This window comes from Pseudomonas sp. JAI120 (assembly GCF_014207255.1).
Lineage (GTDB): Bacteria > Pseudomonadota > Gammaproteobacteria > Pseudomonadales > Pseudomonadaceae > Aquipseudomonas.
On the sequence record NZ_JACHCZ010000001.1, the window covers coordinates 1799591 to 1815042 of the forward strand.

The 15452-nt window shown below is 60.6% G+C and carries 18 protein-coding genes; 3 read left to right on the forward strand and 15 right to left on the reverse strand.

Annotation, left to right across the window (positions count from 1 at the left end):
- Positions 1–7 precede the first annotated feature (7 nt).
- The gene (locus HDC32_RS08460) at positions 8–943 is read right to left on the reverse strand and encodes a chemotaxis protein CheV (RefSeq protein WP_027603884.1); all 936 of its coding nucleotides are present in this window, start codon (positions 941–943) and stop codon (positions 8–10) included.
- A 549-nt stretch (positions 944–1492) separates the two neighbouring features.
- Here HDC32_RS08460 and HDC32_RS08465 point away from each other — a divergent pair.
- The 3 genes from HDC32_RS08465 (at position 1493) to HDC32_RS08475 (ending at position 3848) form a co-directional block, all read left to right on the forward strand.
- Positions 1493–1942: a hypothetical protein gene (locus HDC32_RS08465; protein WP_178116755.1), complete on the forward strand. Its 450-nt coding sequence runs from the start codon at positions 1493–1495 to the stop codon at positions 1940–1942.
- A 356-nt stretch (positions 1943–2298) separates the two neighbouring features.
- Complete coding sequence (locus HDC32_RS08470; RefSeq protein ID WP_131698734.1) at positions 2299–3192, forward strand: sensor histidine kinase; 894 nt, start codon at positions 2299–2301, stop codon at positions 3190–3192.
- Positions 3189–3848: a response regulator transcription factor gene (locus tag HDC32_RS08475; RefSeq protein ID WP_131698552.1), complete on the forward strand. Its 660-nt coding sequence runs from the start codon at positions 3189–3191 to the stop codon at positions 3846–3848. The genes HDC32_RS08470 and HDC32_RS08475 overlap by 4 nt, the downstream gene beginning before the upstream one ends.
- Here the strand turns inward: HDC32_RS08475 and yegS are convergent.
- The 14 genes from yegS to HDC32_RS08545 all read right to left on the reverse strand — a co-directional run bounded on the left by yegS (position 3807) and on the right by HDC32_RS08545 (position 15367).
- The gene (gene yegS, locus HDC32_RS08480; protein WP_131698553.1) at positions 3807–4727 is read right to left on the reverse strand and encodes a lipid kinase YegS; all 921 of its coding nucleotides are present in this window, start codon (positions 4725–4727) and stop codon (positions 3807–3809) included. The genes HDC32_RS08475 and yegS overlap by 42 nt on opposite strands.
- A 96-nt stretch (positions 4728–4823) precedes the next feature.
- Positions 4824–5369: a hypothetical protein gene (locus HDC32_RS08485; RefSeq protein WP_131698554.1), complete on the reverse strand. Its 546-nt coding sequence runs from the start codon at positions 5367–5369 to the stop codon at positions 4824–4826.
- A 33-nt stretch (positions 5370–5402) separates the two neighbouring features.
- Complete coding sequence (locus HDC32_RS08490) at positions 5403–5729, reverse strand: hypothetical protein (protein ID WP_065940546.1); 327 nt, start codon at positions 5727–5729, stop codon at positions 5403–5405.
- 24 nt (positions 5730–5753) lie between these two features.
- Entirely contained in the window at positions 5754–6065 is a 312-nt protein-coding gene (locus HDC32_RS08495; RefSeq protein WP_184744142.1) for a hypothetical protein, read from the reverse strand.
- Positions 6066–6529: 464 nt separating this feature from the next.
- The gene (locus HDC32_RS08500; protein WP_131698556.1) at positions 6530–6922 is read right to left on the reverse strand and encodes a DUF2802 domain-containing protein; all 393 of its coding nucleotides are present in this window, start codon (positions 6920–6922) and stop codon (positions 6530–6532) included.
- Positions 6923–7405, reverse strand: coding sequence for a chemotaxis protein CheW (locus tag HDC32_RS08505; protein WP_005790025.1), 483 nt, complete (start codon positions 7403–7405; stop codon positions 6923–6925).
- Between the two features lie 81 nt (positions 7406–7486).
- On the reverse strand, positions 7487–8293 hold the full coding sequence (locus HDC32_RS08510; protein ID WP_184743536.1) for a CheW domain-containing protein: 807 nt from the start codon (positions 8291–8293) through the stop codon (positions 7487–7489).
- A 2-nt stretch (positions 8294–8295) separates the two neighbouring features.
- Positions 8296–9084: a ParA family protein gene (locus HDC32_RS08515; RefSeq protein WP_065924144.1), complete on the reverse strand. Its 789-nt coding sequence runs from the start codon at positions 9082–9084 to the stop codon at positions 8296–8298.
- A gap of 51 nt (positions 9085–9135) precedes the next feature.
- Positions 9136–10023 carry a flagellar motor protein MotD gene (motD, locus tag HDC32_RS08520; protein ID WP_131698558.1) on the reverse strand — a complete coding sequence of 296 codons (888 nt, stop codon included), beginning with the start codon at positions 10021–10023 and terminating at the stop codon, positions 9136–9138.
- Positions 10024–10038: 15 nt separating this feature from the next.
- Positions 10039–10779, reverse strand: coding sequence for a flagellar motor protein (locus HDC32_RS08525; RefSeq protein WP_027603872.1), 741 nt, complete (start codon positions 10777–10779; stop codon positions 10039–10041).
- On the reverse strand, positions 10779–11903 hold the full coding sequence (locus HDC32_RS08530; protein ID WP_167656605.1) for a chemotaxis response regulator protein-glutamate methylesterase: 1125 nt from the start codon (positions 11901–11903) through the stop codon (positions 10779–10781). The genes HDC32_RS08525 and HDC32_RS08530 overlap by 1 nt, the downstream gene beginning before the upstream one ends.
- A gap of 48 nt (positions 11904–11951) precedes the next feature.
- Positions 11952–14174, reverse strand: coding sequence for a chemotaxis protein CheA (locus HDC32_RS08535; protein ID WP_184743539.1), 2223 nt, complete (start codon positions 14172–14174; stop codon positions 11952–11954).
- A gap of 11 nt (positions 14175–14185) precedes the next feature.
- Positions 14186–14974 (reverse strand): protein phosphatase CheZ, encoded by a 789-nt coding sequence (locus HDC32_RS08540; RefSeq protein ID WP_090399987.1) that lies wholly within the window; start codon positions 14972–14974, stop codon positions 14186–14188.
- Between the two features lie 18 nt (positions 14975–14992).
- Entirely contained in the window at positions 14993–15367 is a 375-nt protein-coding gene (locus tag HDC32_RS08545) for a chemotaxis response regulator CheY (RefSeq protein WP_160385018.1), read from the reverse strand.
- Between the last annotated feature and the right edge of the window lie 85 nt (positions 15368–15452).

Genomic DNA, 15452 nt, shown 5'->3' on the forward strand with positions numbered 1-15452 from the left:
CCTAAGGTCAAGCGGACGCTTCGTCCAGCATCAGGCGCTGGCGTACCACATCCACCAGCTTGTCCGGCTGGAACTTGGACAGGAAGTTGTCGCACCCGACCTTCTTCACCATCGAGTCGTTGAAGCTGCCCGACAGCGAGGTATGCAGCACCACGTAGAGCTTGCGCAGGCGCGGGTCATTGCGGATTTCGGTGGTGAGGCGGTAGCCGTCCATTTCGGGCATTTCGGCGTCGGTGAAGATCATCAGCAGCTTGTCGGTCATGACATGGCCGGCGTCAGCCCAGGCCTTGAGCATGTTCAGCGCCTTGAGGCCGTCGCTGGCGATGTGCATCTTCACGCCCAGTTGGCCGAGGGTGTCGCGCAATTGCGACAGGGCCACGTTGGAGTCGTCCACCAGCAGCACTTCGCGGCCACGGGCGCGCTCCAGCACCGGGTCGTCGAGTTTTTCGCGGGAGACCTTGGCGTTGTACGGCACGATCTCGGCGAGGACTTTTTCCACATCGATGATTTCCACCAACTGGTCATCAACCTTGCTGATGGCGGTGAGGTAATGCTGGCGCCCGGCGCTGGTCGGCGGCGGCAGGATGGCTTCCCAGTTCATGTTGACGATACGGTCCACGCCGCCTACCAGGAACGCCTGCACCGAGCGATTGTATTCGGTGACGATGATGGTGCTGTTCGGCCCGGGTACCAGCGGGCGCATGCCAATGGCCTGGGACAAGTCGATCACCGGCAGGGTCTGGCCCCGCAGGTTGACCACGCCGCACACGAAGGGGTGGCGCTGGGGCATCAGGGTCAGCTTGGGCAACTGCAAGACTTCCTGCACCTTGAACACGTTGATGGCGAACAGTTGCCGCCCGGCCAGGCGAAACATGAGGATCTCCAGGCGATTCTCACCCACCAGTTGCGTGCGTTGGTCTACCGTGTCGAGAATGCCGGCCATTAAGAGCTCCTGGTGTGCGCTGGAAAGTAATGCGCGAAGTGTTTGTGCAGTTAGCTTGTTATCGGCCGCAAGCGTCGGACCTTGACCCCGGTAAAATGCCACGTAAATTCATTGATGTCACACTGACATCATGCTTTACTGCAGAGGCCTGTTCATAGGCGGTACAGCAACGTTGCGAGACACTCAAATCGACGCAAGGTTCCGCCATGTAAGGGATTCCCCTATGCACAATCAGGCCCAACCTGATATTCGCAATATCTAATAGCCATTAATGTGACGCCATTCTCATTGCATGAATGGAGTCAGGCTTTTGTTTGCCATCCCAAGCCCTCGTTCCATGGGTCTTCCAGACGTTCACGTCGCGGCAACTGAAGGTGTGCAATCGAGCCCGCCCACGAGGGCCACGCACAGCCGTCGCCGTCATTCAAATAAACGTCCTACTGAAAGCTCAGAAGCGACCTACAGATTCACGTTACCTTTCAGCGGTAGTTTTACGCCATTCACCCGGTGCGACTTCTCATCACCCGACCTTATGTTGTGGAGACTTGCATGATGAACGACGGTAACGAGTGGCAGATTGCACTTCCTGAGTTCCTGAGCGAGGCTGAAAAACTGCTGACCAAGTCGGAAGAATGTCTGAGCCACCTGCATTTGATCCGCAACGACAGTGACGCCATCGACTGCATGAAAATCAGCCTGATCAAGCTTGCCGAAAAGGCCGATTGCCTGGCCCTGCAAGCGATCAGCGAGTTCTCGCGGCATATCCAGGACGTGATCGCCAACGCCGAAAACCCTTTGCAGTTACATGATCAAGCCCTGGAGGCCCTGCATGACTGCTTGACGTTGCTGGCCTGGCAGCTGGAACTGATCGATGCAAAAACTGGCCAACTGACCATGGATAAAGAAGAACAGACCAAGTTGATTGACACGGTCACCTTACAAATTCCGCAAAAGGGTTTCAGTTACAAGCCGCAACAACGTATGCATCATTTGTCTTGAGGCGTTATCAGGTCGCATTCAAGCACAGGGTTATCTAAAAACGACGGTTCCAACTAACCCGCTGAAACAGAATGGCGCACACTAATATCAATGAGCCATTAACGATCCAACCCCTTTAAAATAATACAACCTCACTTCATCAACTCTGGGATTATCATTCCCCGAGTTTTTGCGCGTTTAAATAGGCCCGCCAGGCAAGGCACCTGGCGACCAACGGTAAGAGTGGTGGTACTATGCCCCCGCTTGAAGTGACTCAACTTCAACCTGCTTGAAAACGATTCAAGAACGTATTCCAAACAGAGCCCGGTCAGTCGCGACCGGTCTTTTCGCAGCGAACCTTATTGGCTCCATCCGCTATGCATGCCAGCCTCAAGACATTCATCGCAAGGTCCGCGTCCCGCAGTCACGCACGCCGTTTGATCCTCGCCCTGTGCCTTGGCTCGCTACTGCTGAGCCTGTGGGCCTACAGCCGCTCTGCGCCGCTGCCACTGATGGTGCTGCTGCTCAACCTGGCCACGTTGGTGGTGGTTGGCCTGCAACAGTGGCGCTCGCGTAAATCCATCAAGTTCCAGCCCCAGGAGCTGGCCGATCGCCTGTTGCAGGTGCAGGAAAACGAACGTCATCGCCTCAGCCGCGAACTGCATGACGATATCGGCCAACTGCTGACCGCCGCCAAGCTGCAAAGCGAATGGCTCAAGCGCCGCCTGCCGGATGAGCTGCAAAGCCAGTGCACTGTCCTGTGCAACACCTTGAATGAGACCCTGGCCAAGGTGCGCGACGTGTCCGCCATCCTCAATCCCCGGCAGCTCGCCAGCCTGGGCCTGGAAGCCAGCCTGCGCGCGCACCTGCTCAAGACCCTGGAAAACACCCCCGTGCACTGGAGCCTTGAATGCCAGCAACGGCTGACCGGCATTCCTGAAGAAATGGCCGTGGCGGCCTTTCGTATTACCCAGGAAGCCGTGACCAATATGCTGCGCCACGCCCAGGCGCACAATCTGCTGGTGCGCCTGCAACGCCTGCCCGAGGGCCTGTCGCTGACCATCTGCGATGACGGCCAAGGCTTTTCGCCCGCCATCAACCCCGGCCTGGAAGGTCAACGGGGCATGGCCGGCATGTCCGAGCGCATTGATCAGCTTGGCGGTTCATTATCCGTCAGCAGCCAACCAGGCAACGGGACACGGATCGAAGCGCTTTTCCCCTGGGCGCCCCGCGTCCTCGAACGGGCCAGCGCCCCTAAGGTTATCGAGTGAGCTGTACATTACTCCTGGTGGATGACCATGCACTGATCAGGGCCGGCGTACGTGCGCTGGTCCAGGATATTCCCGGCTACACGGTGATCGGCGAAGCCAGCGATGGCGCGCAGTTGTTGGAGCAGTTCAACGCCTTGCTGCCGGATATCGTGCTGTTGGACCTGTCGATGAAGCACACCAGTGGCCTGGACGCTCTGCAGCAACTCAAGCGCGTGCACCCCAAGAGCAAGGTGCTGATCCTGTCGATGCACACCGACCCGGAGCTGATCATGTGCGCGCTGGAGGCGGGCGCCCACGGCTACCTGCTCAAGGACACCACCGCCAACGAGTTGGAGCACGCGCTGCTGGCCTTGCGCAATAACGAGCGCTACCTGAGCCCCGCGATCGCCCATACCGTGATCAACCAGGCCCTGGTGCGCAGCCAGGGGCCCGCCACGCCCGCCGGCCACAGCCATAACCTCACGGCCCGCCAATTGGAAATCCTGCGCCTGATCGTGCGCGGCAAATCCACCCGCGAGATCGCCCACGGCCTGGGCCTGAGCATCAAGACCGTAGAAGCCCACCGCTCGCAAATCATGAAGCGCCTGCAGATATTCGACGTGGCGGGCCTGGTGTTATTTGCCGTGCGCGAGCAGATCATCAGCCTGGACGACTAGGGGCGAACCCACCGGCAGATGCACGCGCAGGGCCTTGGGCAAGGCCTCGAAGTGCAGGTCGTCACCTTCCAGCGGCTCGCCATCAAGGTTTATGTACAAACCCTGTGCGACCTTGATGTTCACCCACGGCAGGCGTGCCCGCACGAACATCGCGTCCAGCTCCCAACCGTTGCCCATCAGCTCGCGCAAGGTGCCGACCACTTCCTGGGGCGCCGGCAGGATGCTGACATCGAGCAAGCCATCGTCGGCCAATGCGCCAGGGCACAGCACATGCCCACCGCCCGCCTGGCGACCGTTACCGATGCCCAGCGCGAGCAGCTCGCCTTTCCAGTGGAAATCCGGCCCGTCAAGTTCGGCATAGGCGGCCTTCAACTCGCTGAAGCGCGTCAGGCCGGTGAACAGGTAGGCGGCACCACCGAGGACTTTCTTCAGGTCTTCGGAGGTATTGGCGGTGACCTGGCTGCCGAAGCCGCCGGTGGCCATATTGAGGAAGATCTGCCCGCCGACCTGGCCGAGGTCGATCGCACGGGGCGGCACATCCAGCAACGCCAGCGCCTGGGCGGGCTCCAACGACACGCCGGCAGCCTTGGCGAAATCATTGGCGGTCCCCAGGGGCATCAGCACCAGGCTGGCGTCGCCCTTGGCCTGGGCCATGGCCTCGGCCACATCGCGCAAGGTACCGTCACCGCCACCGGCAATGATGTGGGTGTAACCACCCTCCAGGGCCTCCTTGACCAGGCGCTGGGCATCACCGCCCTCCCAGGTCACCCGCACCGCCAGCTCCCAACCCTGCTCGCGCCGGGCCAGCACGGCGCTGCGCACGTCCTCGTTGAGGGCTTGCTTGCCGTGGAGGATCAACAGTGCCTTGGGTGTGGTCATGGATGGCTTACTCCTGGATTCAAAGGTGCTTGAAGGATGTGGACCTTGGGCGACCGAAAAAAAGCCATGAATATTGAAAATTAATCCCGCGACTGATTAGAAGTTATCCATCGCGCTGCACATCGACAGCTTGCCCTTGGACGCAGGCTCCACAGCGACCCATTGCTTGGCGCCCGCCGGCAGTTCATGCAACTGGATCGAACAATTGGCATACATGGACGCCTGCACCATGTAATCCACCCCGGGCCGAGGCACGAAGGCCATGCTGGCGGAGCATTGCCGGGAATACTGCAATTGCCCCAGGTAATGAAAGGCGATCGGCTTGTTCGCCGGCACCACCAATTCCGACGACACCGCAGCCGCCCACGAATAAATCGGACCAGGCATGCCCAGGCTTTCACCGTTGTGATCGGGGAAGCCCGCTTTCGTCGAGGCCATCACCCCAGCGCCCGGCACGTTCCAGTCCAGGCAATCACGCCCCGGCACAGCGCGCACCAGACCATCGGTGATCAACCGCACGCGGGCGGTCTCGCCTGTCTGCGGTGCAACGTAGCCGGTGGACAGGGAACGGATATTCGCCACCTGGCCGCAGCCTGTCAGCAGCACCAGCAGCGCCACGGGAACCACACGTAAAAGGCTCATCAGCAGTCAACTCGTAGAGGAATAAAGGGCCGCTTACGGTTGACGGCAATTCTGGTTGACCGACAGCTCTGGCGCCGGTTCGTACTTCACCTGCTGCAAGCCATCAGCGCCCTGGAAGATGAAGTATTTGATCCGGCAGTCCTTGAACATCGGCGAGTAACCCTCAGCCCGGAAGCCTTGGCCATCAACCTGCTTGGTCACGGCGTTATTGCGGCTGACCACCGCAAGCACCTGGGCATAGCTCTGGCCCATCTTCACTCCCGGCTCGCCGGTGACCGTCATCGACGAGGCGCAACCGCCCAGCCCTGCCACCGCCAATGCCAGCGCGACGCCGTACAGTCCATTGCGTAGATCGTTCATGCCTTGCTTCCTTTTAGTGTTGGATCAGCGGCGACCTTCGCACACAGGTGATTCGCCGATACGGCCTTCCTTGCACAGGTCCAGGTTATCCCTGCGCGTGAAGCCCGCATCTTTCATGCAGTAGAACCGCGTCAGGACCACATCAATTGGCGACGTGTCTCCCGCCCCATCAAGATTGGTATACCCGCAGGCACGCATGGCATCGTCGACCCCCTGCTGCGACACACCGCTTTTTTTCCATTGGGTATAGTCCCCTGGCGGAGGCTGAAAGCCCCTGCCCGTGCAGCCAATCAATAACACCGCGTAAACACTCAGCAGCAGGCTCTTCCTGAACATCGTGCTCTTCATCAGGGTTTGCGTAGATCGTTCACGCGCCAGCACGTCCCTGGCATTGCCCATGGCCCAACGTCAGGTTAATGCCGCTGGCACGGACGCAACGTCCTTGCACCGGATCATCGACAGGATTCATTGGACATCTTCGGCCTGATTGCCACTGAGCACTACGCGGTCGATCTTGAAGCACGGCGTTTGATTGCGCGGTAAGCGCGGAGGTGGCGACGCAAGACGGCAGCAAAACAGAGGGTTTTGCTCGAGAGGGGGATCAACAGACATTTCGCATCCTTGTGAGTGAAACTTCCTACATGCGCAGGTTGGTCATCACAAAGACGTAAAAGTGCCATGGACAAACATGGCACTGTGACACATTCGACACAATCAGCCGCAGCCGACACCCTCGACTTTTAAGCCTGAAGGCTCTAGCTCAGGGCACAGAGAGGTTTTGCACGGTATACACGGCGCAATCAGCTTTTGTGTAATTTACTCATCAACTGGGCCTCAGCCTGGGTCAAGCCACAGGACTGGGTCAGTTCATCCACCGTCGCGCCCATGCCCACCAGCTTCGCCGCCTGGGCAAATGACAGGCTGGAAGGATCACGCTGCTCGATCTGCGCCAGCTTGTCCGGCAACGGCGCGAGAATGGCGCGCAGTTCATGCACCTCGTCCCCGACCCTCACCGCACTCTGCTGGAAGTGATCAACCCGCTTGACCAGCTCCAGCACCCGTCGATCACGCACCGCATCGCGCTCGGCCTGCTGCATCGCCAATTCCCGCTGCTGGCTCATATAGCGCAGCAGAAAACCCAAGGTCCCGGCCCACAACAGGGCCAGGACAATCACCGCGACCTCAAGGAACAATCAGATGCTCTCCAGTTCCGACCATTCTTCTTCGCTCATCATTTTGTCCAGCTCAACCAGAATCAACAGTTCGTTGTTCTTGTTGCACACACCCTGGATGAACTTGGCCGATTCCTCGTTGCCCACGTTCGGCGCGGTTTCCACTTCCGATTGGCGCAGGTAGACCACTTCCGCGACGCTGTCGACCATGATCCCGACCACTTGCTTGTCGGCTTCGATGATGACGATGCGCGTGTTGTCGCTGACTTCGACCGTGTCCAGGCCAAAACGCTGGCGGGTGTCGATCACCGTCACCACGTTGCCGCGCAGGTTGATGATGCCCAGCACATAGCTTGGCGCACCGGGAACCGGAGCGATCTCGGTGTAGCGCAGCACTTCCTGCACGCGCATCACGTTAATACCGTAGGTTTCGTTGTCCAGTTTGAAGGTAACCCATTGCAGGATCGGATCATCCAAACCTTGTGCGGACGCTGACTTGTTCATATCTCTGACCCCTTCAAATGCCGATGTAGGCGGCGTGTGTACTTCTTTTGGCCGCACGCGCGTGCGGCCCTTATTGTCCAATCAACTGCGTTTGTTACCCGGCATCGCTTTAACGGCACCGCTGGCGATCAACTCGGCCAGTTCGGCAACGTCCAGCAATGCGCACATGTGTTCGATCACGGTACCTGCCAGCCAAGGCCGCTGGCCCCGGTGGCTGCGCCATTTGATTTCATTCGGGTCCAGGCGCAGCGAGCGGCTGACTTGATGTACCGCCAGCCCCCATTCGTAGCCCTGCACCGAGATCACGTATTGCAAGCCTTGGCGGAAGTCATCGCGGTAGCGGTCGGGCATCACCCAGCGCGCGGTGTCCAGTACCTTGAGGTTACCGGCCTGGCTCGGCAGGATGCCCAGGAACCACTCCGGCTGCCCGAACAGCGGCGTCAATTCCTGGCCTTCCAGGGAATAGATCGAGCCCAGGCACACCAGCGGCACCGCCAGGGTCAACCCGGCGACGTCAAACAGCAAACATTCGAACGGCTCGGCAGCCCAGGCCGGGCGATCATCGCCGCTCACCGGCGGTGGCGTGATGCTCGGCGGCAGGTGCACTTCCACGACCGGCTCGACCACCGCAGGCGCGACGGGCGTGACCACCGGGACGACAACCGGCACGCTCACAGGCGCAACGAGCGCATCACGGGCCTGTTCTTCCAATACAGCCAACTGGAACTCATCCAGGCTGCTCGACGACGGCACTTCGACCACCGGCTCCAGCACCAGAATCGGTTCCGGCAATTCTTCCGCGGTCGCGTCCTGCAGCAAGGCATCCAGGTAGGATTCCAGTGCCAGTTGCGGGCGGGTCTTGACCTTGAATTCGACGGGACGGTTCATCATCAGGCCACCTGCGCCACAAGCTGCTGGGACAGCAGGTGCTTGAGCAATGCACGGTAAGCCAGCACGCCACGGCTTTTACCGTCGAACTGCGACGGCGTGAGGCCGGCACGGCTGGCATCGCGCAGGCGCGTGTCCACCGGGATGTAACCATTCCAGATGGTCTCCGGGTAGGCGTCGCGCAGTACGCGCAAGGTGCCGAGGGACGCCTGGGTGCGGCGGTCGAACAGTGTGGGCACGATGCTGTAGGGCAACGCCTGTTTGCGCGAACGGTTGATCATCGCCAGGGTGCTGACCATACGCTCCAGGCCTTTGACCGCCAGGTGCTCGGTCTGCACCGGTATCACCAGTTGCTGGCTGGCCGCCAAGGCGTTGACCATCAGCACGCCGAGCAACGGCGGGCTGTCGATGATGGCGTAGTCGAAGTCCTGCCACAGTTGCGCCAGGGTCTTGGCAATCACCAGGCCGAGGCCGCTCTGCCCCGGCGACTGGCGCTCCAGGGTGGCCAGCGCGGTACTGGACGGCAGCAGGGAAATGCTTTCGTTACTGGTGGGCAACAGCAATTGCCCGGGCAGGTCGGCCGGTACGTTGCCTTTGTGCAGGAACAGGTCGTAGTTGCTGTGCTCCAGCGCATCCGGGTCGTAGCCGAAATAGCTGGTCATCGAGCCGTGGGGGTCGAGGTCGACCACGACCACACGCTTGCCCGCCTCGGCCAGCAAGCCGGCTAAAGCGATGGAGGTGGTGGTCTTGCCGACTCCACCTTTTTGATTGGCAACTGCCCAGACTCTCATTCGGATGGTTCCTCCCGGTGGGCACACGCGCGACCGAGACATTGCATAAGGTTATTGAGCCGGCGACGGAGAATTGACGGCACTCTGCTGAACCGGCGGCTTTGCAGGGGCCGGTGCAGTTTGTGTGCCAGCGCGCTTCAAGGCCGCATCCGGTGTTGCATTGGCGGTACCGGTACCGGTCAGGCTACGGCGCACCTCCAGGTTTCGGGACACCACCAAGACCACCCGACGGTTGCGTGCGCGGCCTTCGAGCGTGGCGTTATTGGCCACCGGCTGGAACTCGCCATACCCCACCGACGCCAGGCGCCCAGGGTTCACGCCCTGCATCGCGAGCATGCGTACGATGCTCGCGGCACGGGCCGATGACAGCTCCCAGTTGGTCGGGTACTGAGCATTACTGATCGGCACATTGTCGGTAAAGCCTTCAACGTGGATCGGGTTTTCAAACGGTTTGAGGATCGCCGCGACCTTGTCGATGATGGTGAACGCCTGGTCGCTGGGCAACGCATCGGCACTGGCGAACAGCAGGCTGGAATTGAGTTCGATCTCTACCCACAACTCATTGCCGCGCACGGTCATCTGGTTGGAACTGATCAGGTCGCCAAACGCGGCACTGATGTCATCGGCGATGCTTTTCAGCGGATCACTGGTGCCGCCCACGCCGGCAGCGGTTTCGTCACTGTCGTTGACCAGCGGCTTGGCCGGGGTCACGGTCTTGGGCCGCTCTTCGCCGATGGGGATCGGCTTGAGCGAGCGGTCGGCGTCATTGAACACACCGATCAGCGCCTGGGAAATGACCTTGTACTTGCCTTCGTTGATCGACGAGATGGAATACATCACCACGAAAAAGGCGAACAGCAAGGTGATGAAGTCCGCGTAGGACACCAGCCACCGTTCATGGTTGACGTGTTCTTCAGGCTCGCGACGGCGACGGCTCATTGGCAATACTCCCCATCAATCCATGAAGCCCTGGAGCTTCAATTCGATGGAGCGCGGGTTCTCGCCCTCGGCAATCGACAGGATGCCTTCAAGCAGCATCTCGCGGTAACGGGACTGGCGCATGGCGATCGACTTGAGCTTGCTGGCCACCGGCAACAGCACCAGGTTGGCACTGGCCACCCCGTAGATCGTCGCGACGAACGCCACGGCAATGCCGCTGCCCAGTTGCGACGGATCGGCCAGGTTGCCCATCACATGGATCAGGCCCATCACCGCACCGATGATGCCGATGGTCGGCGCGTAGCCGCCCATGCTTTCAAATACTTTGGCGGCGTTGATGTCGCGGCTTTCCTGGGTGTAGAAATCCACTTCGAGAATGCTGCGGATCGCTTCCGGCTCGGCGCCGTCCACCAGCAATTGCAGGCCTTTGCGCGAGTAGCTGTCGGGTTCGGCATCGGCCACGCCCTCAAGGCCCAGCAGGCCTTCCTTGCGCGCGGTGAGGCTCCAGTTGACCACACGGTCGATGCCACCGGCCAAGTCGACACGCGGCGGAAAAATGATCCAGATGAGGATTTGCATTGCACGCTTGAACGAACTCATCGGTGACTGCAGCAACGCGGCGCCCACCGTGCCGCCAATCACGATCAGCGCCGCCGGGCCATTGGCCAGGGCGCCAAGGTGACCGCCTTCGAGGTAGTTGCCGCCAATAATGGCGACAAACGCCAGGATGATGCCGATCAGGCTCAATACATCCATCAGAGGCAGGCCTCCACCAGATGCTTGCCGATGTCGTCCAGGCTGTAGACGGCGTCGGCCAGGTCAGCCTTGACGATGGCCATGGGCATGCCATAGATCACGCAGCTGGCTTCGTCCTGTGCCCAGATCGCACTGCCGCCCTGCTTGAGCAGGCGCGCGCCTTCACGGCCATCGGCGCCCATGCCGGTGAGCACCACCGCCAGAACTTTGTCGCCGTAGGACTTGGCCGCCGAACCGAAGGTGATGTCCACGCACGGCTTGTAGTTGAGGCGTTCGTCGCCCGGCAGGATTTTGATCGCGCCACGGGCATCGACCATCATCTGCTTGCCGCCTGGGGCCAGCAACGCCAGGCCAGGACGCAGGATGTCGCCATCCTCGGCTTCCTTGACGCTGATGCGGCACAGCTTGTCCAGGCGCTCGGCGAAGGCCTTGGTGAACGCAGCGGGCATGTGCTGGATCAATACGATCGGCGCCGGGAAGTTGGCCGGCAATTGGGTCAACACGCGCTGCAAGGCTACCGGGCCACCGGTGGAGGTGCCGATGGCGACCAGTTTATAAGCCTTGCGCTTGGGCGCAGGCGACTGGGCAGCCGCCGGTGCCGACGTGCGCACCGGCGGCACGGCAGGCCGTGCAACCGGCGCAGACGCCGGGCGACTGAACGAGGAACTGGTCGGCGCAGCCACCGGTGCCGGCGCAGGGGCTGGCGCGCTGAACAGGCTGCGGCGGTTGCTGCGGGAAATACTGTGGACTTTCTCGCACAGCAGTTGCTTGACCTTCTCGGGATTACGCGAGATGTCTTCGAAATTCTTCGGCAGGAAGTCCACCGCACCCGCATCCAACGCGTCGAGGGTCACTCGGGCGCCTTCGTGGGTCAGCGAGGAGAACATCAATACCGGGGTCGGGCAGCGTTGCATGATATGCCGAACTGCCGTGATGCCATCCATCATCGGCATCTCGTAGTCCATGGTGATCACGTCCGGCTTCAACGCAATGGCTTGATCAATCGCCTCTTTGCCGTTGGTGGCCGTGCCGACCACCTGGATACTTGGATCGGCGGAAAGAATTTCCGAGACGCGGCGGCGGAAGAAACCCGAATCGTCCACCACCAGGACCTTGACTGCCATAAACACTCCGTTAGGTGGGGTGGGCAATACCGCCGTGCCCCACCAGAATCAAATACGCCGAGCGGCGTAACGCTTGAGCATGCTCGGAACATCGAGAATCAGCGCGATCCGGCCGTCACCGGTGATGGTCGCACCCGACATGCCCGGGGTTCCCTGCAGCATTTTGCCCAAAGGCTTGATGACCACTTCTTCCTGGCCAACCAGTTGATCGACGACAAAGCCGATACGCTGGGTGCCCACGGAGAGAATCACCACATGGCCTTCGCGCTGCTCTTCATGGGCAGCCGAAGCAACCAGCCAGCGCTTGAGGTAGAACAGCGGCAACGCCTTGTCCCGTACGATCACCACTTCCTGGCCGTCGACCACGTTGGTGCGCGACAGATCAAGGTGGAAGATCTCGTTGACGTTGACCAGCGGGAAGGCGAATGCCTGGTTGCCCAGCATCACCATCAGGGTCGGCATGATCGCCAAGGTCAACGGCACCTTGATGACGATCTTGGAGCCCTGGCCCTTGGTCGAGTAGATGTTGATCGAGCCGTTGAGCTGGCTGATCTTGGTCTTCACCACGTCCATGCCCACGCCACGGCCCGACACGTCGGAAATCTCGGTCTTGGTCGAGAAGCCAGGGGCGAAGATCAGGTTGTAGCACTCGGTGTCGGTCAGGCGGTCGGCGGCGTCCTTGTCCATCACGCCACGCTTGACGGCAATATTGCGCAGAATCGTCGGGTCCATGCCCTTGCCGTCATCGGTGATCGACAGCAGGATGTGGTCGCCTTCCTGCTCTGCCGCCAGGATCACCTTGCCGCCACGGGACTTGCCCGAGGCTTCGCGTTCTTCCGGGGTTTCGACACCGTGGTCGACAGCGTTGCGCACCAAGTGGACCAGCGGGTCGGCCAGGGCCTCGACAAGGTTTTTGTCGAGGTCGGTTTCTTCACCCACCAGTTCCAGGTTGATCTCTTTCTTCAGTTGGCGCGCGAGGTCGCGAACCAGGCGCGGGAAGCGGCCGAAGACTTTCTTGATCGGTTGCATCCGCGTTTTCATCACCGCGGTTTGCAGGTCGGCGGTGACCACGTCGAGGTTCGACACGGCCTTCTGCATGGCTTCATCGCCACTGCTCAGGCCCAGGCGCACCAGGCGGTTACGCACCAGTACCAGCTCGCCGACCATGTTCATGATGTCGTCCAGACGCGCGGTATCGACCCGTACGGTGGTTTCGGCTTCACTGGCCGGTTTTTCCGCGACCGGTGCGGCAGCGGCACGCGCTGGAGCCGGGGCAGCAGCCGGCGCAGGCGCAGGCTTGGCGGCGGGCGCGGCGGCTTTGGCGGCAACCGGTGCCGCCGTGGCCGCAGCAGCGGCTGGGGCGGCAGCGGCGGCTGGGGCGACTTCGGTGAACTTGCCCTTGCCGTGCAAATCGTCCAGCAACGCTTCGAATTCGTGATCGGAGATCAACCCATCGTCCGCAGGCTTGGCACCGGCAGCCGGTGTTGCGGGTGTAGCGGCGACGGCCGGCAAGGCGTCGGCCGCGAAGGTGCCCTTGCCATGCAACTGGTCGAGCAGCGCTTCGAATTCGTCGTCGGTGATATCGGTGCTGACAGGTGCAGCGGGCGCATCCGCAGCAGGCTCGGCACCGGCAGGCGCCACGGCGTCGGCCGCGAACTGGCCCTTGCCGTGCAATTGGTCGAGCAGGGACTCGAACTCAGCGTCGGTAATGTCTTCGCTGCTCGGCGCGGCGGCCGGGGCAACGGCGGCTGGGGCTTCGGCCTCAGCCTTGACGGCACTGAGGGAATTGAGCAGTTGCTCGAACTCGCTGTCCGTCACATCCGCTTCAGGCTCCACCACCGGTTCCGGCGCGGCTTCGACCACCGGCGCTGCCGAGGTATCGGCCGGCTCGGCATAGCGCGCCAGGGCGGCCAGCAGTTCCGGAGTGGCTGCGGTGATCGGGGCACGTTCGCGCACTTCGCTGAACATGCCGTTGACCGCATCCAGTGCTTCGAGAATCACGTCCATCAACTCCGAATCAACGTGACGCTCACCCTTGCGCAGGATGTCGAACACGTTCTCGGCGATGTGGCAGCACTCCACCAGCTCATGGAGCTGGAGGAAGCCGGCGCCCCCTTTTACAGTATGAAAACCGCGAAAAATTGCATTGAGCAGGTTCGCATCATCCGGGCGGCTTTCCAGCTCGACCAGTTGTTCGGACAGTTGCTCTAAAATTTCGCCGGCCTCTACAAGGAAATCCTGAAGGATCTCTTCATCGGCGCCGAAGCTCATGTGGGTGCTCCTTAGAAGCCTAAACTGGATAACAGGTCATCTACGTCATCCTGACCTGACACAACGTCTTCACGTTTATCGGCATGAATCTGCGGACCTTCACCCTTGGCGAGATGTTTTTGTGGATCTTTTTCAGAAAGGATCGCTTCGCGGTCATGTTCGATGCCGGCAAAACGGTCTACCTGGCCGGCCATGAGTACCAATTTGAGCAGGTTGCTTTCCACTTCGGTGACCAACTGGGTCACACGCTTGATCACCTGACCGGTCAGGTCCTGGTAATCCTGGGCCAGCAGAATGTCATTGAGGTTGCTGGAAACCGTGCGGTTTTCCTGCTCGCTGCGTGACAGGAACCCTTCGACCCGACGGGCCAGCTCACGAAACTCTTCTGCACCGACTTCACGGCGCATGAAGCGGCCCCAGTCAACGCTGAGCGCCTGGGCTTCCGTGGCCATGCCGTTGACCAGGGGCGTGGCGTTTTCCACCAGGTCCATGGTGCGGTTGGCCGCCGCCTCAGTCAGCCTGACCACATAGGACAGGCGTTCGGTGGCGTCGGTGATCTGCGAAATCTCTTCGGCCTGGGGCATGTGCGGGTCAATCTGGAAATTGACGATTGCACTGTGCAGCTCGCGTGTGAGCTTGCCCACTTCCTGGTACAGGCCGCGGTCACGGGTCTGGTTAAGCTCATGGATTAACTGCACCGCGTCGCCGAAATGGCCTTTTTCAAGGCTGTCGACCAACTGGTGAGCATGCTTTTTCAGGGTCGACTCAAAGTCGCCCTGTGACGTTTCTTTATGCTCCATAGCTCCCCCGCGATGGCATCAGCCGTGGATGCGTTCGAAGATCTTTTCGATCTTCTCTTTCAAGGCCTGTGCAGTGAATGGTTTGACCACGTAACCGTTAACCCCGGCCTGGGCAGCTTCGATGATCTGTTCACGTTTGGCTTCGGCGGTCACCATCAACACGGGAAGGCTGCGCAATTTTTCGTCGGCACGCACGTGGCGCAACAAGTCGATACCGGTCATGCCCGGCATGTTCCAGTCCGTTACCAGAAAGTCGATGCTCCCGCTGTTGAGGATCGGAATCGCCGTAAGGCCATCATCCGCCTCGACCGTGTTTGTGAACCCCAGGTCACGCAACAGGTTTTTTATGATCCGCCGCATCGTTGAGAAGTCATCAACGATGAGGATTTTCATGTTCTTGTCCAATTCGACCTCCAAGCAGTCTTAAACGCGCCCAGCACCTGGACGCGCCATTTCAATCAACAGGCATACACAACAA